The sequence below is a fragment of the Streptomyces liliifuscus genome (assembly GCF_016598615.1).
GTDB classification, from domain to species: domain Bacteria; phylum Actinomycetota; class Actinomycetes; order Streptomycetales; family Streptomycetaceae; genus Streptomyces; species Streptomyces liliifuscus.
In genome coordinates, this window is the sequence record NZ_CP066831.1 from 478,198 (window position 1) to 500,181 (window position 21,984).

Annotated in this window: 17 protein-coding genes; 6 read left to right on the top strand and 11 right to left on the bottom strand. The window is 69.1% G+C overall.

Features of this window, described 5'->3' with window-relative positions; all coding sequences use genetic code 11:
- Positions 1-21: 21 nt before the first annotated feature.
- From JEQ17_RS02120 to JEQ17_RS02140, 5 genes are all read right to left on the bottom strand, one after another.
- A complete protein-coding gene (locus JEQ17_RS02120) occupies positions 22-1,677 on the bottom strand; it encodes an FAD-dependent monooxygenase (protein ID WP_234048007.1) in 1,656 nt (551 codons plus the stop codon).
- 219 nt (positions 1,678-1,896) lie between these two features.
- Positions 1,897-2,328 carry a helix-turn-helix domain-containing protein gene (locus tag JEQ17_RS50830; protein WP_200393558.1) on the bottom strand — a complete coding sequence of 144 codons (432 nt, stop codon included), beginning with the start codon at positions 2,326-2,328 and terminating at the stop codon, positions 1,897-1,899.
- Positions 2,329-2,666: 338 nt separating this feature from the next.
- Positions 2,667-3,356, bottom strand: coding sequence for a 3-oxoacid CoA-transferase subunit B (locus JEQ17_RS02130; protein ID WP_200393559.1), 690 nt, complete (start codon positions 3,354-3,356; stop codon positions 2,667-2,669).
- Positions 3,353-4,024 (bottom strand): 3-oxoacid CoA-transferase subunit A, encoded by a 672-nt coding sequence (locus JEQ17_RS02135; protein ID WP_200393560.1) that lies wholly within the window; start codon positions 4,022-4,024, stop codon positions 3,353-3,355. The genes JEQ17_RS02130 and JEQ17_RS02135 overlap by 4 nt, the downstream gene beginning before the upstream one ends.
- On the bottom strand, positions 4,021-5,211 hold the full coding sequence (locus tag JEQ17_RS02140; RefSeq protein ID WP_200393561.1) for a thiolase family protein: 1,191 nt from the start codon (positions 5,209-5,211) through the stop codon (positions 4,021-4,023). Before JEQ17_RS02140 ends, JEQ17_RS02135 begins: the two co-directional genes overlap by 4 nt.
- Positions 5,212-5,294: 83 nt before the next feature.
- On the opposite strand from JEQ17_RS02140, the gene JEQ17_RS02145 reads away from it, so the two are divergent.
- From JEQ17_RS02145 to JEQ17_RS02170, 6 genes are all read left to right on the top strand, one after another.
- On the top strand, positions 5,295-6,197 hold the full coding sequence (locus JEQ17_RS02145; RefSeq protein ID WP_200393562.1) for a LysR family transcriptional regulator: 903 nt from the start codon (positions 5,295-5,297) through the stop codon (positions 6,195-6,197).
- Between the two features lie 191 nt (positions 6,198-6,388).
- A complete protein-coding gene (locus JEQ17_RS02150; protein WP_200393563.1) occupies positions 6,389-7,336 on the top strand; it encodes a helix-turn-helix domain-containing protein in 948 nt (315 codons plus the stop codon).
- 128 nt (positions 7,337-7,464) lie between these two features.
- Positions 7,465-9,258, top strand: coding sequence for an FAD-dependent oxidoreductase (locus JEQ17_RS02155; protein ID WP_200393564.1), 1,794 nt, complete (start codon positions 7,465-7,467; stop codon positions 9,256-9,258).
- Between the two features lie 5 nt (positions 9,259-9,263).
- Entirely contained in the window at positions 9,264-10,319 is a 1,056-nt protein-coding gene (locus JEQ17_RS02160) for a maleylacetate reductase (protein ID WP_200393565.1), read from the top strand.
- Entirely contained in the window at positions 10,316-11,203 is an 888-nt protein-coding gene (locus tag JEQ17_RS02165; protein ID WP_200393566.1) for an intradiol ring-cleavage dioxygenase, read from the top strand. The genes JEQ17_RS02160 and JEQ17_RS02165 overlap by 4 nt, the downstream gene beginning before the upstream one ends.
- 369 nt (positions 11,204-11,572) lie before the next feature.
- Entirely contained in the window at positions 11,573-12,364 is a 792-nt protein-coding gene (locus JEQ17_RS02170) for an MHYT domain-containing protein (protein WP_200393567.1), read from the top strand.
- Between the two features lie 180 nt (positions 12,365-12,544).
- On the opposite strand, the gene JEQ17_RS02175 is transcribed toward JEQ17_RS02170, so the two are convergent.
- The 6 genes from JEQ17_RS02175 to JEQ17_RS02200 form a co-directional block, all read right to left on the bottom strand.
- Positions 12,545-13,870 (bottom strand): MFS transporter, encoded by a 1,326-nt coding sequence (locus tag JEQ17_RS02175; protein ID WP_200393568.1) that lies wholly within the window; start codon positions 13,868-13,870, stop codon positions 12,545-12,547.
- A gap of 414 nt (positions 13,871-14,284) precedes the next feature.
- On the bottom strand, positions 14,285-15,793 hold the full coding sequence (locus tag JEQ17_RS02180) for an MDR family MFS transporter (RefSeq protein WP_234048008.1): 1,509 nt from the start codon (positions 15,791-15,793) through the stop codon (positions 14,285-14,287).
- Positions 15,794-16,373: 580 nt separating this feature from the next.
- Positions 16,374-17,732 carry an MFS transporter gene (locus JEQ17_RS02185; protein WP_200393570.1) on the bottom strand — a complete coding sequence of 453 codons (1,359 nt, stop codon included), beginning with the start codon at positions 17,730-17,732 and terminating at the stop codon, positions 16,374-16,376.
- Positions 17,733-18,480: 748 nt separating this feature from the next.
- A complete protein-coding gene (locus JEQ17_RS02190; protein ID WP_234048009.1) occupies positions 18,481-19,812 on the bottom strand; it encodes an acyl-CoA dehydrogenase family protein in 1,332 nt (443 codons plus the stop codon).
- Positions 19,813-20,079: 267 nt separating this feature from the next.
- A complete protein-coding gene (locus JEQ17_RS02195; protein ID WP_200393571.1) occupies positions 20,080-20,595 on the bottom strand; it encodes a nuclear transport factor 2 family protein in 516 nt (171 codons plus the stop codon).
- Positions 20,592-21,950 (bottom strand): acyl-CoA dehydrogenase family protein, encoded by a 1,359-nt coding sequence (locus JEQ17_RS02200; RefSeq protein ID WP_234048010.1) that lies wholly within the window; start codon positions 21,948-21,950, stop codon positions 20,592-20,594. The genes JEQ17_RS02195 and JEQ17_RS02200 overlap by 4 nt, the downstream gene beginning before the upstream one ends.
- Positions 21,951-21,984: the final 34 nt, after the last annotated feature.

The window sequence follows — 21,984 nt, forward strand, 5'->3', positions numbered from 1 at the left end:
GTGGGCGCCGAGTGGCGCGATTCACGGGGTAACGGCCGTCGGCCAGGCCGACGACCCGGTGACGACGTCGAGCAGACGGTCGACGTCGTCCAGCGCATGGCCACGCCAGGCGACGTGGTGGTCCGAGCGGAGCAACGTCGCGGGTGCCAGGTAGAGGTCGTGCAGGGCAGCCCGGTCGGGCTCGCCGGGCGTGAACACGTCGAGCGGTACGCCGCGCGCGTCGGCCGCCCGACGCAGCGGCCCGGTCTCGATCTCGTCCAGCACCAGGAGGGTGAACCCCTGCCCGATGTGGTCATAGAGCGAAGAACCGTCCTTGAGCCAGTGATGGGGAGCCCGGTTGCCCGGCGCCGCCGAGGGGACGTAGTCCTCGAAGTTGGCCGCCGGCTCCTGCACGCCGTCGCGCAGGATGATCGGCGAGCTGGAGTACCGGTAGCCCAGTTGGCCACCCATGCGCTTGAACTGTCGCGCCTTCTGCACCTGGATGTCCTCGGCGACCTGCGCACGCACGGCATCCCCTTGCGGACCCGGGTCCTCTATACCGTCGCGCACCAGCTGCGACGCGCCCACAGCCTGATTGCGCTCGCAGCCGTCGAGGATGAACCGGGCCGCTTCGCCCCGCTCGATGCTGTAGCTCGCCAGGAGCAGGGGCCCACCCCATCCTTGGACGAGTGCCGCGAGCTTCCATCCGAGGTCGGCGGCGTCCCCGATGCCGATGTTCATACCGAACCCGCCCATCGGGGAGACCAGATGGGCGGCGTCTCCCGCCAGCAGCACCCGGCCGTAGTCGTAGCGCGGTGCCTGCATCGAGTGGGTGATGAACGTCCCGCCCTCCAGCGGCTCGACCTCGAACTCGGCGCCGACCGCGCGGAAGAGCATGTCGCGGCATGCCTCCCAGTCGTCGCCGTCGATGTGGTCGGGAACCGGCGAACAGAAGTACGCCCACTGGTCCTCGCCGGACTGCGGTACGAGGCTGTCGCAGTAGCGGTCCTCGTTGTAGAAGAGCGTCATGGAGACCATGGGCGAGGCCTTCCAGTGCTCTGCGAGCCCGGGGGCACGCAGATGCCAGAGGAAGCTCCGCGCCAGGTTGGCCTTGCCCTCCAGGCGCACATTGAGAACCCGGCTGCGCAGCCGCGACCGGCTTCCGTCCGCGGCCACGAGGTAATCGCTGCGGAACGCCCTCGGCCCGTCGGGCCCGGTCACGTGCACGGTGACGCCGTCGTCGTCCTGCTCGAACGACTCGACCTCGTGCCCGAAGCGCACGTCGATCAACGGGAGTTCCGCAGCCCGGGCCCGCAGAGTCTTCTCGATCGCCTCGTTGGGCGCCCACTCGGCGACCTCCGAGGCGATCGGCAGCCGCTCGGACCACTCGTAGGCCCGGGGGAAGTGCTGGATCAGATGCCCGTTCAGTCGTGTCACGAAGGCCACGTCCCGCTGGATCCGCGGGCTCACGGGGTCGTTCTCCCGCAGCGCGTCGGCGATCCCCCAACGGCGAAAGTGCTCCATCGAACGGACGTTTGTCATGTTGGTGCGCGCCGAGAAACGGTCGCCTTCGGCGCGGTTCTCGAAGACCACGCTGGCCACGCCACGCTGCGCCAGGTCGATGGCGAGCGCCATCCCAACGGGCCCGCCTCCGGCTATCGCCACCGAGGTCGACGCCTCAATAGGTGCCCTGCTCACACTTGACCTCCATTCCGTCAGGTGAAATCTGATTCCAAAATAGACGCCGGGTCACGCCATGTCGAGCGTCCGGCAGGCAGTTCTTTCGTCCATGTCTCGCGCGGGTTACTTCGCCGGGTACCACCACATGCCCACCGACAGGGACCGCTTCGGCGCCGAAGCGCACCCACATGCCTGCGCCACCCGCTCGGCCATGGGCCGGTCCCCTCGGCGTCACGTTCAAGGCGCGTGACCGGTGCGGCCGTGCAGGCCGGGGCCTCCCCCGCCCCTCTTCCTCGCACTCGCTCCTGGACGACCGGCATTCAGCCTTCTTGGCACAGAGCCGCTGGTGTCGTACCGCGAGAGCGGATCAGCTCGGTCCAGGTGCTCCTGGCGGAAGAAGCCGTGCCGGGCCACCACCTGTGCGATGGACAGGCTTCCGGGACACAGCAGGCGGGCTGCCTGTTCCACTCGGAGTCTCATGAGAGAGCGATGGGCAGGGCGCCCGGTACGCGCCTTGAACTGCCGTGCGAATTGGCTGAGTTCGGCCCCGCCGTCGCGGCGAGGCCCTCCAGGGAGACGGGCCAGGAGGGGGTCGGTACCGCCGAACTGCTCCTTCAGCCATGCTGGTGGGCCGGTCCGCCACGGACTGCCCAATCGTGTCCGGCACATGGACGTGCACGGCGTTCAGGTACGCACTGGGCTCCGCGTCCGGTTCCGTGCCTGCCGGGTACAGGAAATGGCCACCGACGGCACCTGTCGCGCGGCGGTCAGCGCCTGCGGCATCCGCGGCGGACGGTGACCGGCCCGTCCAGACGCGGGATCACCAGATGGCTGCCGGCCCCCAGGAAGGCGTCCCTGTACGGCAGTTCCCGCTGCGCCGATACAACCGGCCTCGTTCCCGGCCGGGCCCGGCGCTCTTGCGGACCGTACACACGCCAGTCCGGGCCACCGTCCCGTGGGGGTCAGTCAGCGCCTACATGCAGGAGAGCCATCGGCGCAGGCACACGTCAGGGCCCGTCCACACGAGACAGAGCGACTTCGAGGCGCTGCGCGAGGTCGTCGTACTGAATGCCGAAGGTCTCAAGGACGGTGGCGCCCCCGGGACCCACCTGGAACGTCGCGAAGTCCGTGTAGATGCGGTCGACACAGCCGATGCCGGTGAGCGGGTAGGTGCACTCCGGGACCAGCTTGGGCACACCCTGCTTGGTGAACAGAGTCATCATCACGAACACCCGCTTGGCGCCGATCGCCAGGTCCATCGCCCCTCCGACAGCCGGAATGGCGTCGGGGGCACCCGTGTGCCAGTTGGCGAGGTCGCCGCCCGAGGACACCTGGAAGGCACCCAGTACGCAGATGTCGAGATGGCCGCCACGCATCATGGCGAAGGAGTCGGCGTGGTGGAAGTAGGCGGCTCCGGGCAGTTCGGTGACCGGGATCTTGCCCGCGTTGATGAGATCGGGATCGATCTGTCCGTCCTGGGCCGCCGGGCCCATGTTGAGCATGCCGTTCTCGGTGTGCAGCACCACCCCCGCCCCCTCCGGAAGGTGGTCGGCCACCAGCGTCGGCTGGCCGATGCCCAGATTGACGTAGGACCCGTGCGGGATGTCACGCGCCACCCGCGCGGCCATCTCGTGCTTGGTCAGCGGCCCCCGGCCGAGGTGTTCCACGAGGGACAGGGATGAGCTCGTCGGGTTCATGCTGCGGGCACCACCTGTACGACGCGGTCGACATAGATGCCGGGGGTCACCACGGCCTCGGGATCGAGTGCGCCGACATCGACGATCTCGCGCACCTGGGCCACGACCGTGGTGGCCGCCGTGGCCATGACCGGCCCGAAGTTGCGGGCGGTCCTGCGGTAGACGAGGTTGCCCATCCGGTCGGCCCGGTAGGCACCGATCAGTGCGACGTCCCCCTTGATCGGGTACTCCAGGACATGCGTGCGGCCCGCTATCTCCCGGGTCTCCTTGCCCTCGGCGAGCAGGGTGCCGGCACCGGTGGGCGAGTAGAACGCGCCGATCCCGGCGCCGGCCGCGCGCAGCCGCTCGGCGAGCGTGCCCTGCGGGGCCACCTCCAGTTCGATGCGGCCAGCGCGGTACAACCGATCGAAGACCCACGAGTCGGACTGCCGGGGGAACGAGCACACGATCCGGCGCACCCGCCCCTTGTCCAGCAGGGCCGCGAGCCCGGCGTCGCCGTTTCCGGCGTTGTTCGACACCACGGTCAGCCCGGTCGCGCCCTGCCGGATGAGCGCGTCGATCAGCTCGACCGGCATCCCGGCCATGCCGAACCCGCCCACCAGTACGGTCGAGCCGTCCTCGATCCCGGCGACGGCCTCGTCGGGATCCCCGCACAACCGAATGCTCATACCGCACTCTCCAGGACCACGGCCAACGCCTGTCCGACACCGATGCAGATCGCGGCGACCCCCCATCGCTGTCCCGACGCGCGCAGACGCCCGGCCAGCGTGCCGAGGATCCGGCCGCCCGATGCTCCGAGTGGATGGCCGAGAGCGATGGCACCGCCCATGGTGTTCACGATCGCCGGGTCGATCTTCCAGGCGTCCACGCAGGCCAGGGACTGCACAGCGAAGGCCTCGTTGAGCTCGACCGCGGAGACATCGGCCCACGAGATCCCGGCTCGCTTCAACGCCCGCTCGGCCGCCTCGACCGGCGCGAACCCGAACATCTGCGGTTCGAGCGCCGACACCCCCCGCCCGGCGATCCGGGCCAGCGGCGTGCTGCCGATCCGGGAGGCGGCTGCCTCGGAGCCGATCAGCACGGCGGACGCGCCGTCGCTGAGCGGCGAGGCGTTGCCTGCTGTGATGCAGCCGTCGGGCCGGAAGGACGGTTTGAGGCCGGCCAGCTTCTGCGGAGTGGATCCGGCCCGGATCCCCTCGTCACGGGACAGGACATCCTCCCCGTCCACCACGACCGGGATCACCAGGTCGTCGTAGAAGCCGGACTCCCAGGCGGCGTGCGCGAGGGTGTGGGAGCGGGCGGCGAACTCGTCCTGGCGCTCTCTGGGTATCTCGAACCGGTCGGCGAGCTGCTCGTTGGCCTCGCCGAGGGAGACGGTCCACTCCTTCGGCATGCGTTCGTTGATCTGTCGCCAGCCGAGAGTGGTCGACAGAGCGGTCACATGGCCGGTGGGGAAGGCCCGGGACGGCTTGGGCAGCACCCACGGTGCCCGGGTCATCGACTCCACGCCGCCCGTCAGGACGATGTCGGCGTCACCGCTCTCCACCGCGCGCGAACCCGTGATCGCCGCGTCGAGGGAGGAGCCGCAGAGCCGGTTCACGGTCGTCGCGGGGACCGTCGTCGGCAGCCCGGCCAGGAGGACCGCCATCCGGCCGACGTTGCGGTTGTCCTCGCCTGCTCCATTGACGTTGCCCCAGAACACGTCGTCGAGGGCGGCGGGATCGAGGGAGGGGACCTTGCCCAGAACAGCCGACACCGCGGTGGCGGCGAGGTCGTCGGGACGGATCTCGGCGAGCGCCCCGCCGTAGCGGCCGAAGGGCGTTCGCACTGCGCTGTAAACGAAGCTGGCAACCATGGCAGCGACGCTAGGCCGCGCCATTAATCACGTCCAATATCTATTGGTTCATGATTAATCATCAACGAAGATAAGCTGTGGTCATGGAGCTCCGGCAGATCCGCTACGTCCTCGCACTCGCCGAGGAGTGCCACTTCGGCCGCGCCGCCGAGCGACTCCACGTGGCGCAGTCCGCCCTCTCCCAGCAGCTCAAGCAGTTGGAGCGCGAGCTGGGCACCACACTGTTCACACGGTCGACGAGGCGGGTCGAACTCACCGAGGCCGGCCGTCAGCTGGTCGCCCATGGACGGTCGATCCTGGCCGAGGTCGGACGGGCCGAGGAGCAGATGACGCTGCTCGCCACCGGCCGGGCGGGTCGGGTGTCCATCGGCTTCGTCGGCACAGCCACGTACGACGTCCTGCCGCAGATCGCCCGACGGGTTCGCGCGCAGCTCCCGGACGTGGCCCTCGAACTGCACGGCGAACTGCTCAACCCCGAGCTGGTCGAAGGCCTTCGGGACGGCGCCTACGACCTCGCCCTGCTGCGCTCCGACGCTCTGCCGGACGTCGGCCTGACCTTCACCGCCCTGCGGTCCGAACGCCTGGTGGCCGCCCTTCCCGCCGGGCACCCACTGGCCGACCGGAGCCGAGTCGCCCTCGCGGAACTCGCCGACGAGTCCTTCGTCGTCCATCCCTCCCAGGGCAGGTCCTCCATGCACGGCCGGGTCCTCGCCGCCTGCGCCCGTGCCGGCTTCGTTCCCTCACCGTTGACGGAGGTGGGCGAGACATCCACCCTGGTCGTCTTCGTCGCGGCCGGCCACGGTGTCGCCCTGGTCCCGGAATCGGTACAGAGCCTCCGCCTCGACAGGGTCGTCTACGTCCCACTTGTCGAGACCGAGACGGTCACTCTCGGACTGGCGCGTCGTCCGCTGCGGAACTCGCCGGCCACGGAACGGATAGCGGCGATGATCGAGCAGTACATGTCGAGCAGTGCCGGGCAGCAGTAGGCAGGCCGCGGACGGGGGTGGCGGCCGTTGCGCCAGATGTTCACGGCCCGCACCGGCTTCCCGCACCGGTCGCCAAGGTGCACCGCCCGTCTTACGGAACCGGGAGCCCGGCGGTACCGTTCCGACCCTTGGCCAACAAGCGACCCCGACGCACACTGTGGTGGAGTCGGTATTGAGCAGGCAGGTGCAGCATGATCGGCGCCGTCAGGATTCCCAGAGCCCGTCGCTTCGCCACCGCACGGATCGAGCCGGACCGTCAGGTGGAGCTCTGGGAGCGGCACAACGCGGAGTCTTTGATCGCCCTCGCCTGTCGACCGCCGGTGGCGAGGCCGTTCGCTGCTGTAGAGGTGAACCTCCAGCTTGAGCGGGTCCATCTCGCCCGGGTACGTGGGACTCGGCACGTGGTCGAGCGCTCTGCCGAGTTGGTCGAGGCCACGCCCACCGAGGCGATCGCCGTCTATATGACCATCACGGGAGAGGCGGTCTTCGAGCAGGACGGACACCGTCGGGTGCTGCGGCCCGGGCAGCTTCTCGTCTGCGATGCCGACCGTCCCTTTCTCCGTGGGTTCGGCCGCGGACTGGAGGAACTGGCCGTAAAGGTTCCCCGTTCGGAGTTCTCCGCGCTCACCGGCCTGGCGACCGTGCCCACGCCCGTCGTCGTCGACGTGGGCCCCGGCGAGAACCCTCACGGTCGGGCCCTGGCCCGACTCGCGGCACGGGCGGTCCGCCAGGATCGCCCTGTGCCGGCAGACGAGCAGGCAGTCATCGAACTCGTATCGGTGCTCGCCGCCTCCGACCACGTCGGTCTGCCGGTGGCACACAGAGCGGCGGCTCGCACGTTCATCGAGGAGCACTTCACCGATCCGGCGCTCCGCGCGGCCGACATCGCGTCCGGCACGGGCATCAGCGAGCGACACCTGTCGCGTCTGTTCGCGGCCGTCGGCACCAGCGTGCCCGGACACATCCTCTCGCGTCGGCTGGATGCGGCGTACAGCATGCTGACGTCCGATGCGGCCAGCGGCCTCCGCACGTCGGACGTGGCTGCACGGTGCGGCTTCACGTCGGCCGCGTACTTCTCCCGCACCTTCCACGAGCGGTTCGGCACCACCGCCGGCGGGGTTCGGGCCGGGTCCGCCTGACCGGTCGCGTCCCGCGATGCTCATTTCCGCCATCTCGGTCCGGATCGTTGGGTCGGCCCGGGTGTGACCGCCGACACTCGTACGCACCAGCCCGGTGCCCTTGTCCGGGACGAGGAAAGGTGTGGCACATGCCCGTGTTCGACGACGGTCAGCCCGAGACCCGTCCGCCCACGTCGTCGGTGGTCGAGACCGAAGTCCTCATCGTCGGCTCCGGACCGGCCGGCGCGTCGGCGGCGTTGTTCCTGTCGACGCTGGGCGTCGACAACATGGTGATCACGAAGTACCGGTGGACGGCGAACACGCCGCGGGCTCACATCACCAACCAGCGGGCGATGGAGATCTTCCGGGACATGGGCATCGAGGACCAGGTCCTGGCCGATGCAACACCGCACCACCTGGTCGGCGACACGGTTTTCTGTACGTCGATCGCCGGTGAGGAGATCGGGCGTATCCACACCTGGGGGACCCACCCGGCGCGTGAAGCCGACTACCAACTGGCCTCGCCCTGCCTCGTGGTGGACATCCCGCAGACCTATCTCGAGCCGATCCTGGTCAAGAACGCGACCGCGCGAGGCACGCAGACGCGGTTCTCCACGGAGTACGTCTCGCACGTACAGGACGCGGACGGCGTCGACGTCCTGGCCCGGGACCGGCTGACCGGTGCGGAGTACACCATCCGGGCCAAGTACCTGATCGGCGCCGACGGTGCCCGCTCCAAGGTCGCCGCGGACATCGGGCTGTCGTACGAAGGCGCGATGGACATCGCCGGGTCGATGAACATCACGTTCAAGGCCGACATCGAGCGCTACGTCGGTCACCGGCCCTCGGTCCTCTACTGGGTGATCCAGCCGGGGGCGAACGTCGGAGGCATCGGGGCCGGCCTGGTGCGCATGGTGCGTCCGTGGAACGAGTGGCTGATCGTCTGGGGCTACGACATCGACGACGAGCCGCCCGTCGTCGACGAAGCGTCCGCGACCCAGATCGTGCGCGATCTCCTCGGGATGCCCGACATCGACGTCGAGATCACCGGCACCAGCCTGTGGGGCAACAACGAGATGTACGCCAAGCACCTGCAGAAGGGCCGCGTCTTCTGCGCCGGGGACGCGATCCACCGGCATCCGCCGAGCAACGGGCTGGGCTCCAACACCTCGATCCAGGACTCCTACAACCTGGCCTGGAAGCTCGCCCTCGTGCTGCGCGGCCAGGCCGACCGGAGTCTGCTCGACACCTACTCGGCCGAGCGGGCGCCGGTCGCCGAACGCATCGTCCGACGGGCGAACCGGTCCAGCCGTGAGTTCGTGCAGTTCTTCGAGGTGCTCGGACTGCTCGACGCCACGACGGAGGAGGAGATGGTCGCGGCAATCGAGGAGCGGAAGGCCAACACGCCCCAGGGCGCGGCCAAGCGCGCCGCTCTGGTAGCCGCGATGGACCTGAAGAACTTCGAGTTCAACGCCCACGGGGTGGACCTCGGCCAGCACTACCAGTCCGCCGCGGTCGTCTCCGACGGCTCAACCCTGCCTGCGCCCAGCCGCGATCCCGACCTGTACTACGAGATGTCCACCGTGCCCGGCTCGCACCTGCCGCACGCCTGGGTCGGTGACACCATGCACAGGACGGCGATGATGGACCTCGCCCCCTACGACCGTTTCACCCTCGTCACCGGCATCGCCGGCGAGGAGTGGGCCTCCGTGGCCGACAAGGTCGCGCACGAGTTCGGGATTCCGCTCGCGACCGTCGTCATCGGACCGGGCCAGGAGGTCACCGATCTGTACTACGACTGGGCGAAGCTGCGCGAGGTCGACGAGGGCGGTGTCGTGCTGGTGCGGCCCGACAAGCACATCGCCTGGCGCTCGACGACCATGCCCGAGGACCCCGAGGGCGCTCTGCGTGCGGCGCTGCGCCAGATCCTGGGGAAGGCGTGAAAAGCATGCGGTTCGACCACGACACCCTCCCGCAGCGGGTTCGGTTCGCCTCAGCGGCGGCGGCGCAGAACTTGGCCGACGAGATCAAGGAACTCGGCGCGGCCCGGGTCATGGTGATCGCCGCGGAGGCCGAACGCGAACTCGCCCACCGGGTCGCCGCGCAACTGCCCGTGGCGCACTGGCACCACGAGGTGGCCATGCACGTGCCTGTCGAGGTTGCCGAGCGGGCCCGGGAACAGGCCGCCGCTCATCTCGTCGACGCGCTCGTCTGCATCGGCGGAGGCTCGACGACTGGCCTGGCCAAGGCCGTGGCGCTCACAACAGGTCTGCCCATCGTCGCGGTGCCGACCACGTACGCGGGCTCGGAGGCAACCAACGTCTGGGGACTCACCGAGCACGCGCGGAAGACCACGGGCACCGACCCCCGGGTGCTCCCGCGAACAATCGTGTACGACGCGACACTCATGCTCACCCTGCCGGTCGACCTGAGCGTGGCGTCCGGCCTCAACGCCCTGGCACACTGCGTCGATTCGATGTGGGCCCCACGAGCCGACCCGATCGACCGGGCACTGGCCGGCGAGGGCATCCGGGCCCTGCGCATCGGACTGCCGATGGTCGCCGCCGAACCGGGCGGCCTCGACGGGCGTGAACACGCCCTGTACGGCGCCTACCTCTCCGCGGTGACGTTCGCCTCGGCGGGATCGGGACTCCACCACAAGATCTGTCACGTACTCGGCGGCATGTTCGACCTCCCCCACGCACAGACCCATGCCGTCGTCCTTCCTCACGTACTCGCCTTCAACGCGCCGGCGGCTCCGGACGCCGAGCGACGTATCGCCGCCGCCCTCGACTCCGGGTCCGCGACCGGCGGACTCGCCCGACTGCGCGCTCAGCTCGACGCACCCCGCGCTCTTCGCGACTACGGCATGCCGGAGTCCGGCATCGCCCCCGCCGCGGAAGCGGTCCTCGCCGCTGTGCCGCCGGGCAATCCGACCCCCGTGACCCCCGACAACATCACCGGGCTGCTGCGCGCGGCCTGGGAAGGAGCAGAGCCCCGATGACCGACACCGTCTCCGCCGAACAGGAGCGTCGCGAGGCGGACCTGGTCGAGCGTGTCGTCCGTTCGTTCGACGGCTGCTCCGACCCGCGGCTGAAGCAACTGATGACCTCGCTCGTGCACCACCTGCATGCCTTCGCCCGTGAGGTGCGCCTGACCGAGGAGGAGTGGGCCAAGGGCATCGGGTTCCTGACCGCCGCAGGGCACATCACGGACGACAAGCGCCAGGAGTTCATCCTGCTCTCCGACGTGCTCGGCCTTTCCATGCAGACCATCGGCATCAACAACGAGGCTTACGGCGACGCGACCGAGGCGACCGTCTTCGGTCCGTTCTTCGTCGAGAACAGCCCCGAGATCCCCCTCGGCGGCTCTATCTCCGGCGGCGCGACCGGCGAACCGTGCTGGGTCGAGGGCACCGTCTCCGACAGCGACGGACACCCGGTCGCCGGTGCTCGCATCGAGGTCTGGGAGGCCGACGCGGAAGGCCTCTACGACGTCCAGCACGATGACGGCCGGACCGCCGCCCGTGGCCATCTGTTCACCGATGCCGAGGGACGCTACTCGTTCTGGGGCGTCACACCGACGCCGTACCCCATCCCCCATGACGGTCCTGTGGGTCAGATGCTGGCGGCCGTCGGCCGGTCCCCGATGCGGGCCTCGCATCTGCACTTCATGGTCAGCGCGGCAGGACAGCGCACCCTGGTCACCCACATCTTCGTCCGCGGCGACGAACTGCTCGACTCGGACACGGTGTTCGGGGTCAAGTCGTCCCTGGTGAAGGGGTTCGAACGCCAGGCCCCCGGCTCCCCGACGCCGGACGGGTACGCGGTGGACGGCGCATGGTCACGGGTCTCCTTCGACATCGTGCTGGCCCCGGCCGGTACGTGACCGTTCGGCACAGTCCCCACCGGCCGACGCGCGTTCGCGGGCGGTTGGTGGGGCGACCGAACGGGGCGGGCCACTCGACGGAGCAGAGGGCGAGCCCAACCCCGGGGACACCCGTGCCCTCCCACCCCGACCAGGTCCCAGCCCTCGAACGAGCGTAGCCAGGTCCGCAGCCTGCGGGATCCTGCCGCCGTGGCCTCGAACAGCCCGAACCCCGACGTGGCCTGAACCGACCGTCCGGTTCACTGCATCCCACCTGCCCGGCAGGACTGCCGTGACGGCCCACACCCCTGTCCCCGACTCCGGCGGGACGCAGCCGACCGCTCCGCCCGGCCGCGGTCCGTCCCGCCGTCCGACACGAAGGGAACCCGTATGCGCGCCACCGTCTCCAACTTCGACTACGGCGTCGTGACCCCGATCGCCGCCTACCTGATGGCCACCATCGGGGCGGCGCTAGGGCTGCGGTGTACGACACGGTCGCTGAGACGTCCGCACCACAGAGCCAGATGGCTGGCCCTGGGCGCCGTTTCGTTCGGCTGCGGTATCTGGGCCATGCACTTCATCGCCATGATCGGCTTCGATGTCGAGGGCGTGGCGGTCCGCTACGACCGGGACCAGACTCTCCTCAGCCTCGCGGTCGTCATCGCCTGCGTAGCCGCCGGCATGTTCCTGGTCGGCTACCGGGGCCGCTCTGCGTTGACCCTGGTGGCGGCCGGCATCATCACCGGGAACGGGGTGGTGACCATGCACGGCGTCGGGATGAACGCCATCAAGATCGACGGCAGCCTCCACTACGACGGCCGCATCGTGATTCTCTCCTTCGCCTTCACCATCGTGATCGCCACGGTGGCACTGTGGGCGGCGGTCTCCATCCACGCCCTGTGGTCCAGCATGGGCGCGAGCCTGATCATGGGAGTGGCGGTGACCGGCATGCACTACATCGGCATGACCGCCCTCTCCATCCAGCTCACCGGCCAGGCCGCCGCCGAGGAGCCGACCAGCAATCTGGGGTTCCTCATGGCCATGCTCGCCGGCCCCCTCGCCGTCCTGCTGATCGCCACCACCATCGTCATGTTCGACCCCGACATGATGACCGGTGACGACGACTTGGGCCGAGCGGCACTCGCACCACGCGGCACCGACTCCACCCACCCCGTGCAATAGACGTCCCAATCGCTGATAGGCCGGTTCGGCCAACTGGTCGGCGCGTTACGGAAGGAGGGCGGCCGTCGCGCCTTGCATTTGTTCGCGTGTGCGGGCCTTCGGGCTGCGGGGACGGTCGGTTGACGACGATCCCCCGGCGCGGCCGATCCCGGATTCGAAGCCGTACGTGCGGCGTTCGCGTCACCCGCGTCGGCGATGGCGGCCCGCGGCGGAGCTGTCGAACCTCACATCCCGCGGCTGCGGCACCGGGTACCCGCCAGGGAGATGGGCCTCGACTGCGTCGTCCGCCGAGGCGGGTGCCACCGGGCCGGGGACCGGTGGCTGCGCCCAGGCCGTCTGAGTTCCCGGGGAAGGCTCCGGTGCCGGCGCATCGGTCGTCGCGGCCGGCGCGGCGGGTTTCGCCCGGCGCCCGGCACGGTGCCGCCTCCCAGGGGAGGGCCGGTTCCGTCGGCCCGGGGTCAACTTCGGCGGTTCCTCGGCCGAACCCACGGACCTGTTGAAGGTGTCCGCGACCCAGGTGTTGACCAGGTTCAACGCGCCCTGCAGACCGGACCCGACGGGACCGAACAGCATCACGAGCACCCCGACCGCCACACCGAACGTTCCCGGCATGAGCACTACGAACCCGAGTCCGCCGATGGCGCATCCCAACACGGTCCTACGGTTCGAGCCCCGCCGTAGCGCGACCGCGGCCACCACGCAGGCCCCTACGACCGCACCGGTGTTCAGCGTCAGGTTGAACTGGAGGTCCGAGGAGAGCCCGCGCAGCGGGCCGAGAGCCGCCGCGCCCGCCCCGCCGTCCAGGATTCGCCAGGTGAGCAGATTGACGGCGGCGACCACCGCGCCGAGTAGACCGGCCATGAGTCCTCGCCGGAACGGTGCGCCGCTCGCCACCGACCGCGCACCCGGACGAGCCGTACCGTCCGCCCTCTCACGGGCAGGCGGGAATTCCGGAAGCCACCGCGCGGCGACAGCGAGGACGAGGACTCCCAGCGCGGAGCCGACGGCAAACATGGCCCGCCAGCTGTAGGCGGGCAGCACCATGGGCGCCAGCACCATGGCACTGATGCCGCCGCCGGGTGGCATCAGTGCCAACGACACTCCGGTGACCCGCTTGGCCCGCCCGGGCGGCATGGATTGCCTGCACGCGGTGAGCACGCAGGGCACGACGGCGCCCAGACCCAGCCCCGCCAACCCGCGGAAGTTGGCAAGTTGCACCGGATCGGCGGCCAGCGCGCAAGCCGCGGTCCACACGCTCGACCAGGCGACCTGGACGAGTACCACCGGACGCAGGCCGAACCGGTCGAGCAACGCTCCGGAGAACATTCCGCCGGCCAGCACCCCGACATAGACGGTGCTGCCGGCGGCCCCGGCGGTCACCGCATCGAGGCGCCATCCCGGCTCGCCCAGGAGCGAGCCCAACAAGGTGCTGTAGACGATCAGGTCGTAGCTCTGCACCAGGACCAGGAGGGCGCACAGTAGTCCCACGCCGCGTCCGATTGCCATGCCCTGCCTGTCAGCATGTGTCATGCGCTGCCTTCCTGCTCCGTTCAGCATGGGGCGCGGCCTCCGGCAGACGGATGTGAGGCGAGTAGCGCCGCCGCGACAGGGCGGGGGCGGGAGGTGCATCGTGACCGCATTCTCGAATGCGCCTCGGGGCCGTCACCCACGCTCGTGCCGACTCGAGCGGCACCGGTAACGGTGCCGGGTGTGCACTAGGGACAGTCCTCGGTATTGCACTACGGGGTACGGAAGACAGGGCGTTCAGCGACCGCGCGCTCCGGTCTCCTCCAGAACAGCCGTGCCGGATACGTGCGGGCCCGACGAGCACCCGATCCCCTCCGGGTGACAGTGCGTGGCTGCCGGAGAGCTGCCGTCGCGGCGATGAAGGTCCTGTCCGAAGTGATGTCGCCCGTCCGTTCACCTCGCCTTCGTCTCCGGTCCTCCGGGCGCTGGTCCCGGTGTCTCCCCGTCCGGGCTTCCGGAGTCGCCACCCGCGAGCCGCTTCTCGGGAAGTAGGACGGCCAGCACAGCACCGACGAGGAACAGCGGGACCAGATAGGCGAAGACCGGGGTCAGGGCGTGCTGGTAGGCCGCAACTATGGCGTCCTGGACAGGGGCCGGCAGGGCATGGACGAGTGCGGGGGTCAGCGAGTCCGTGTCGCCGACTGTCTTGAGGTCGCGCAAGGACAGCCGGTTGCCGAGTTGGTCGGTCAGTCGGCTGGTGAAGACCGCGCCGACCGCAGCGGTCCCGACCGTCGCGCCGATCTCGCGGAAGAAGTTGTTGGCGGCGGTCGCGGTGCCCACGTCGGCGGCTGGAAAGGCGTTCTGCACGGCCAGGACGAGGGTCTGGGACATGAGGCCGATGCCCACGCCCATCAGGAAGAGGTACCCACAGAGCAGAACGAGGGGGGTGTCCACCTCGATGGTGGAGAGCATCAGGGCTGTGACGGCGATGACGAGCGAACCGGCGATCGGGTAGATCCGGTAACGGCCGGTCCGGCTCATCTGCTGGCCGACGGGCAGACTCGCACCCATCAGGCCGACCACCATCGGCAGCAGTAGCCAGCCGGACTGTGCGGCGGTGGCGCCGTAGACCATCTGCAAATACGTCGGCATGTAGCTGATGACCGCAAACATCCCTACACCGATCACGATCATGCCGATAAGGGTGGCGATGGAGAAAATGGGGCTGCGGAACAGACGCAGCGGGATGATCGGTTCGGCCACGCGGCTCTGCGAGTGGAAGAACAGGATCCAGGATCCAACGCCCGCACCGGCGAGGCCGAGGATTAGCGGGTCGCTCCAGGCATAGTCGGTGCCGCCCCAGTCCGCGACCAGGACGGTGCAGGCGACGGCCGCCGTCATGAGCGCGATGCCGATGTAGTCGATCGTGGCCTTGAGTGCCTTGCGCGGCAGGTGCAGCGCCACAGCACACACAGCGAGTGCGAGCAGGCCGACCGGCAGGTTGATCCAGAAGCACCAGCGCCAGCCGACGCTGTCGGTGAACCAACCGCCGAGCAGCGGGCCGACGACAGCTGCCAGCGCGAAGATGACACCGATCGGAGCCATGTACTTCGCGCGCTGACGGGTCGGTACCAGGTCGGCGACGATCGCCTGTGAGGTGATCATCAGGCCGCCGCCGCCCAGGCCCTGAACGGCCCGGCCTGTGATCAGCATCGACATGTCCTGCGCGGATCCGGCGATCACGGAACCTGCGAGGAAGAGGATGATTCCGCCGATGTACAGGTTCTTACGGCCGAGCAGATCACCGAGGCGGCCGTAGACAGGCATCACAACGGTGGCGGCCAGAATGTAGGCCGTGGTCACCCACGCCATATGTGTCACGCCGTGAAGTTCGCCGACGACAGTGGGCAGTGCGGTGCTGACGATGGTCTGGTCGAGCGAGGCGAGCAGCATCACTGCCATCAGGCCGGCGTATATGAGTCCGAACCGGCTCGGCCCGTCGGAGGAGTGCCGCTTTTCCTCCGGCGAGCTTGTCACAGAGAGGGAGTCACTCATCGGTTCTCCGGAATGGGGGGAGAGCAAGTCTGGGGCGGGCGGTCTTGTGGCCGACGGCGCATCAGGTCGGGGGAAGGGTCTGTCGGAGATCGGCGGAGCGCTCGACATACGGCACGGCCGCGTCGTCGCGCCCAGTTCGTAGCTGCGCTCCGCTTCAGGGATGATCCGGTCGGAGCCGCGCGTGACGAGCGTGAGCCGGAGCTCTGGGGGTTTCTCGCTCGTCCAGTGCTCCGGCCCACGCGCACTGCGACCGGTTCAAGGACGGCGACCAGGCTGGGCGTCTCGTCGTAGCGGCTCTGCCCCAGACGTTCGGCGACCACGTCGGTCGGCGAGCACGCCCACGCGGATGGGTCCGCCTCCGCGTGAAGTGCTCTTCCTGACCGCCGGTTTCCGCCCCCCTGGGATCAGAGCGCCCGAGCCGATCCCCTCGCGGCGACAGGTCTCGCAGAGCGCCGAGAGGATCGTCCCGGCATGCTGTCGAAGGCCGTCACGCCGGCTCGATGGTCTGATCGGGCGGGTTTCCGATCTTCCACTGTGACGGGAACTTCGGTAGTACCGCCGCCAGGACGACGGCGACCACCGTCAGCGCGGTGAGCGCGAGTACCGGCACGGTGTAGCTTCCGGTCGCGGTCTGCATCGCGCTGACCAGGAACGGCGACATGCCGAGCGACAGGGTGGAGATGGCCAGCGTCAATCCCTGCAGTTGCGCGAACGAGGCAAGGCCGAAGTACCGCGCGATGAGGAAGGGTCCCAGCGCCGACTCGGCGCCGGTGGCGAAGCCGAGAAGGACCATCGCGACGAACAACAGCGGCGTCGAGCCGTGATTGACGAATGCGATCAGGAGCCCCACCGGCACCGCCGCGAGCATCGGGACCACCACCCGGGGCCGGTCGGTCCTGTCCAGGATCATCCCACCGCCGAGAAGTCCGACGACTGACGCAGCGAACAGCGCGGACAAGGACAGCGAGACCGTCGCCTCGGTGAATCCGCGCTCGTTGAAGAAGTCGACCGCGTTCTGCCGCACAGTCATCGGCCCGGCTGCTGCGAAGGCGAGGGAGACCGTGATGGAGATCCAGATCCGCGTCCGGACCGCCCTGCGCAGCGGGATGCCCGGAAGACGCGGCAGATCCACTTCGGGCCCCGTCACACGCGGCGCCGTCGGCTGCGTCGGCTCCTGCGGCTCCTGCGGCTCAGAGATGAGGAACACGGTCGTCGGGATCGCCACTACTGCGATAACCGCAGCCACGAGTAGGTAGGTTCCCTTCCATCCAAGGCCAGCGCTGCCGCTGATCAGCCACTGGAACACGGGGGAGAACACGGTGGCGGCCAGGCTGGAGGCCACGCCGATGAGGGCGAAACCAATCCCTCTGTGCTGCGGCAGCCAGGTCGAGACAACCTTGAAGACGACAGCCAGACCTGACATGAAGCCGAACACGGACGCCAGGATCAGCACGACCGCCAGCGCCGGCACGCTGGACCCGCACAGCGGGATCAGGGCCGTCAGCGCCGCGTAGAGGACAGCGGAGGGGATCGCGACCCTGCGTGCGCCCAGTCGATCCACCCAACGGCCCGCGAAAGGCAGGACGATCGGCCCGATCAGCAGCGGGAGGGAGACGAACACGAGAATGCCGGCGGATTTGGCGGCACCCGTGTCCATGGCGAACGCCGGCACGATGAACGTCGTCATGGCGGAGAGCCCGGAAGGACTCACCAGCATGAGGAGAAGACAGCCGGCCAGAGCGGCCTTGGCGCTCGGTGGTGCCTGCCAGAGGTCGGCGAGATAGGACTTCCAGCCTGGTTCGGACGAAGACGGGACGGTGTCGCCCGTCGGCACGGAAGTGGTCATGGGAAAGCCTCCGTTACGGATACGCCGCGGCCCCATTGGCGCGGCGAGCTATTCAGAGGGCGGCTCAATCGGTCATGGGCCGGGATGGCGACGCTGTGGAATGCTTCGTTCCTGACCAGCTGTGGGAGTTGTTCCGGCGAGTAGCGCCCGCGGCGCCAACGTGGCCGCACAGCGGCAGTCGGCGTCGGCACGGCGACCGGGAGGTGCCGGCCTGCGATCGTGTACTCGGCCATCTCTCGGGGTGGCCGAGGCCAACCACCGCCTTTCGTTGGCCCGTTGGGCCCGGCCGGACCGGTCCCGGCGCGTGATCGACTCCGACACCATGAGGGCTCTGGAAAACGGGGCCCGGCAGATCCCGAGCAGAGTGAGAATTCGCTTGCTCGCCGTGCGGAGGGGCCTGCCCCTCCGCACGGCTCAACTCCTTGTGCGAGGTATCCCACGCTCCCGGCGCGGCACAGCGGGTCGCCACGCCTGGCACCCCCGCCGCCGCATGCGCTCCGCCGCAGGCCCTGCCGACACGGGCTGCGACTTTGTCACCTGCGCCGTTGGCTCCGGACCCTCGGTACCACCGCGCGCATCCGCCCGTGGATGCGTCGAGTTCTCCGAGCGCCCGGAGCGCTGCTTCCGGACCATCGGGAGTACCGCTGCTCGGCTCACGTGGTGACGCCGCTCCGGCATCACCACGAGCGGAGAGCCGACCACTTGCTCACATTCGCCGGTAGCGCCGCAGCCCTCATGCGGAATCGGTTCACGCGGGGCGCGGCACCGGGCCCGGAAAGCTGCCGTTGGCCGCGTGCGGAGGCATCTTCGCGGGAGGAGGCGAACCGAGGGCGGCAATCATCGGTAGCGGCTCCATCCCGAAGATGTCCCGACCGTTGATCTCGGCCATCGGATCGATCCGGAACGCGCCGTGGGTCGCCAGCACATGCACGTCCCGGACGAACCGCTGGATCGGGTTGGACAGGCCGACGGTCGAGGAACCGAGTGCCAGCTGCAGCCCGTCGATCACCTGGAGACAGGCGTGGATCTGATGGACGAGGTCCATCGTGATCTCGGGTTCATCCCACGGGTGGAAGTCCTCGCCCGCCAGCGCGCGCCTGTCGATCTCGTCCGCCTGCCGCTCGATGACCGCCGCGGCCGTGTTGATGACGGCCCTCGCCTTCCCCGCCACGACCTGTGTCGAGGCCATGTCGGCCATGGCCGGATAGGGCAGGTTGAACGGCGGCCGCTTGGCAGCCTGTTCGACGAAGGCACCGAGAGTGCCTTCGGTCATGCCCAGAGCGAGTGCCGCGAAGGCCGTCGTGGTGGCGACCATGGTTCCGGTCGCGGAGTGCATGAATCCCAGTCCCTGGTACTTGCCGCGCAGGGCGTCCATGCGCGCGGGCATGTCCATGGTGTGGATGACCCGGTACTCGGGGACGAACACCTCCTCGTCGGCTCGCACACTGTTGCTCGACGTGGCGCTCATGCCCATGACCTGCCAGTCGTCGACGATCGTGTACTGGTCCTGGGAGAGCAGCCCCATCGCCCGACGCCGTTCTCCGGTCTTGGGATCGTCGTACTCGAAACCGACCGAGCCCCACTTCGCGATCTTGCAGCCGCTGCCGAACGCCCAGCGGCCCTTCACCATCCAGCCGCCTTCGACCTTTCGACCGTCGCCGACCTTCGGCGCGAAGACGGTGGCGCCGAACAGGAGCGGTCCCTGCCAGGTCCCGATGTCGGCGAAGACCTCGTCCTTCACACGCTCGTCGAGTGCGAGCGCACTCCGGGACGCGCTGGAGACGATCACCGTCCAGCCGGCCGACCCGTCGACGCGTCCGAGCTCACGCACGACCTCCGTGGTGTCGCGTGCTCCGAGTGCGAACCCGCCCAGCTCCACCGGGATGGTGATGCGGAACACCCCGATCTCGTGCAGTACCGAGACCGTCTCGGGTGCGAGTGTGCCCTGCAGCTCCCCCTCGCGCGCACGTTCGGCGAGGCCGGGCGCCGCCGCGCGCACCGCGTCGCGCATGCGCCGTCCCTCCTCGCTGAGATAGGGGGACTCGGGGAACCTGCTCACTTTGGGCAACGTCATGGTCATCTCAGTTCTCTTTCCTCGTCCTTGGGCATCGCCGACGCGTTCTGCACTGCGCACGAGTGGCGGCGGATTGCGATGGGGGGGCAGGAGCGACTCGGCCCTGCGGCCTCGAAGGCGGATGTACGGCGCGGCCTTCGAGGTCGACCAGGTCGACCTCGGACCCGCCGTCCGCCACCGCGCGGTTGTACGTCCGCTGCGCGATGAGGGAGCGCGCGGCGCCGGCCTGAGCGGTGCTGCGGCAACGGTCTGCGACCGGGCCGGGCTCGCCGCTCAGTTCCCCGGCATCGGTCCGGCCATCTTGCGGAAGGCACTCCAGTGCTCGGCGAGCTTGCCGTCGCGCACGCGGAAGACCGTCAGGATGTACCAGTCGTATGTGCTGCCGGGGCTCACCGGGTCCGGCGTCGGATGCTTCATCATGACGCACGCCAGATCGCCGTCCAGGACCACGCTCACCACCGGCGGCGGTGTGCCGTTGCCGGTCGGCACGTGGCGGAAGTGTTCGATGAGGTTGTCCAGGCCGTTGCCGGGCGCGTTCGGGTCGTGCTGGATGTAGTCCTCGACGATGTAACGCTTCATCACGTCGACGACGTTGTCCTGCACGCTGTCGTCGCGCACCATGCGCGCGAGGTCGGCCTCGAAGTCGACCAACAGGCGCTTGACGGCGGTCCGCTCGGGTGTCTCGGCCTGCGCGACGGCGGCCTTGTAGTCCTCGCGGTCGAGCCAGGTCTCGTACAGCTTGGGGTCGTTGATGTGTGCGACGCCGTCGATGATGCTGAAGTCACTCATGCGCGGATGGGCTCCTTGTCTCGGGATGAATCTGTTGAGGCACGGCGCTCGGGAACGGCGCCGCCGATCATGGCGAAGGGAGGCAGGCCCAGGAGCCGGCGTCCGTTCTGCTCCGCCAGCGGGTCGACGCGGATCGCGCCGTGCGACGTGAGTACGCGGACGTCTCGGACGAACCGCTGGATCGGGTTCGACAGGCTCACGGTGGACGAGCCGATCGTCTTCTGCAGCAGGTTGATCGCGTCCTCGCACAGGTTGGCCGCGTACGCGATGGAGAGACTGATCTCGGACTCCTCCGGCGGGGTGAAGTCGAGTCCCGCCGCCGTTCGCGCGTCGAGCTGGTCGGCAGTGCCTTCGATCGCCGCGGCGGCGAGGTTGATCATCGCGAGGGCCTTGCCCGCCGCGACCTGGGCCGACGCCATGTCACCGATCGTGGGATACGGAAGAGTGAAGGGCTTGCGCTTGGCAGCCTGTTCGGTGAAGCAGTCGAGCGCTCCCCGCGCCATCCCCAAGGCGATCGCGATGTTCGCAAGTGACGCGCAGAGCAGAAGCGCCAGACCGTGCTGTGCGAAGCCGACGCCTGTGTAGCGGTCGCGCACCTGCCCCAGCCGCAGGGGGAAGTCTGCGAGGTCGATGAAGCGGTGCGCCGGGACGAACACCTCGTCCTGCACGCGAAGGCTGTTGCTGGACGATCCCGACAGACCCATGACTTCCCAGTCGTCGAGGATCTCGTACTGCTCCCGGCGGAGCGCGACCATGCCGCGTCCGCCTCCCCCTCCGGCTTCGGCGGGGTCGTACTCGATGCCGACCAGTGCCCAGCTCGCGTGCTTGCAGCAGCTGCCGAACGCCCACTTGCCCTGCACCATCCAGCCGCCGTCGACGGCTCGGGCAGCGCCGACCTTGGTCGCGAACACGGAGGCACCCACGATGGCCGGCCCGACCCAGTCCCCGGTCTCGGCGCGCACCTCGTCGACCACCTGCGCATCCATGGCGAGCAGGTTCTTCAGGCCCACTCCCACGAAACCGGCCCACCCGGCGGAGCCGTCGCCCTCGCTGAGCGCGCTGATCACCTCGACCAGGTCCCGTGCGCCGAGCCCGTATCCGCCCCACTCGACGGGCATCGACATGCGAAAGACACCGGCGTCATTGATCGCTTCGAGCACCTCGGGAGTGAGCGCCGCGATCTTCTCTCCCTCGCGGGCCTGAGAGCGGATCAGCGGGATCAGCTCGCGCACCCGGTCACGGATCCGGCGGCCCTCGTCGGTGATCCACGGGGAGGCCACGGCTGACGCGGGCACCGCGGGTGGCATCGGCGGCAGTTGGGCGTCATGTGGGCGCGGCGGGGGTGATGCGGTCATCGAAGCACCATCGTTTCTATCGAAATGGACTGCA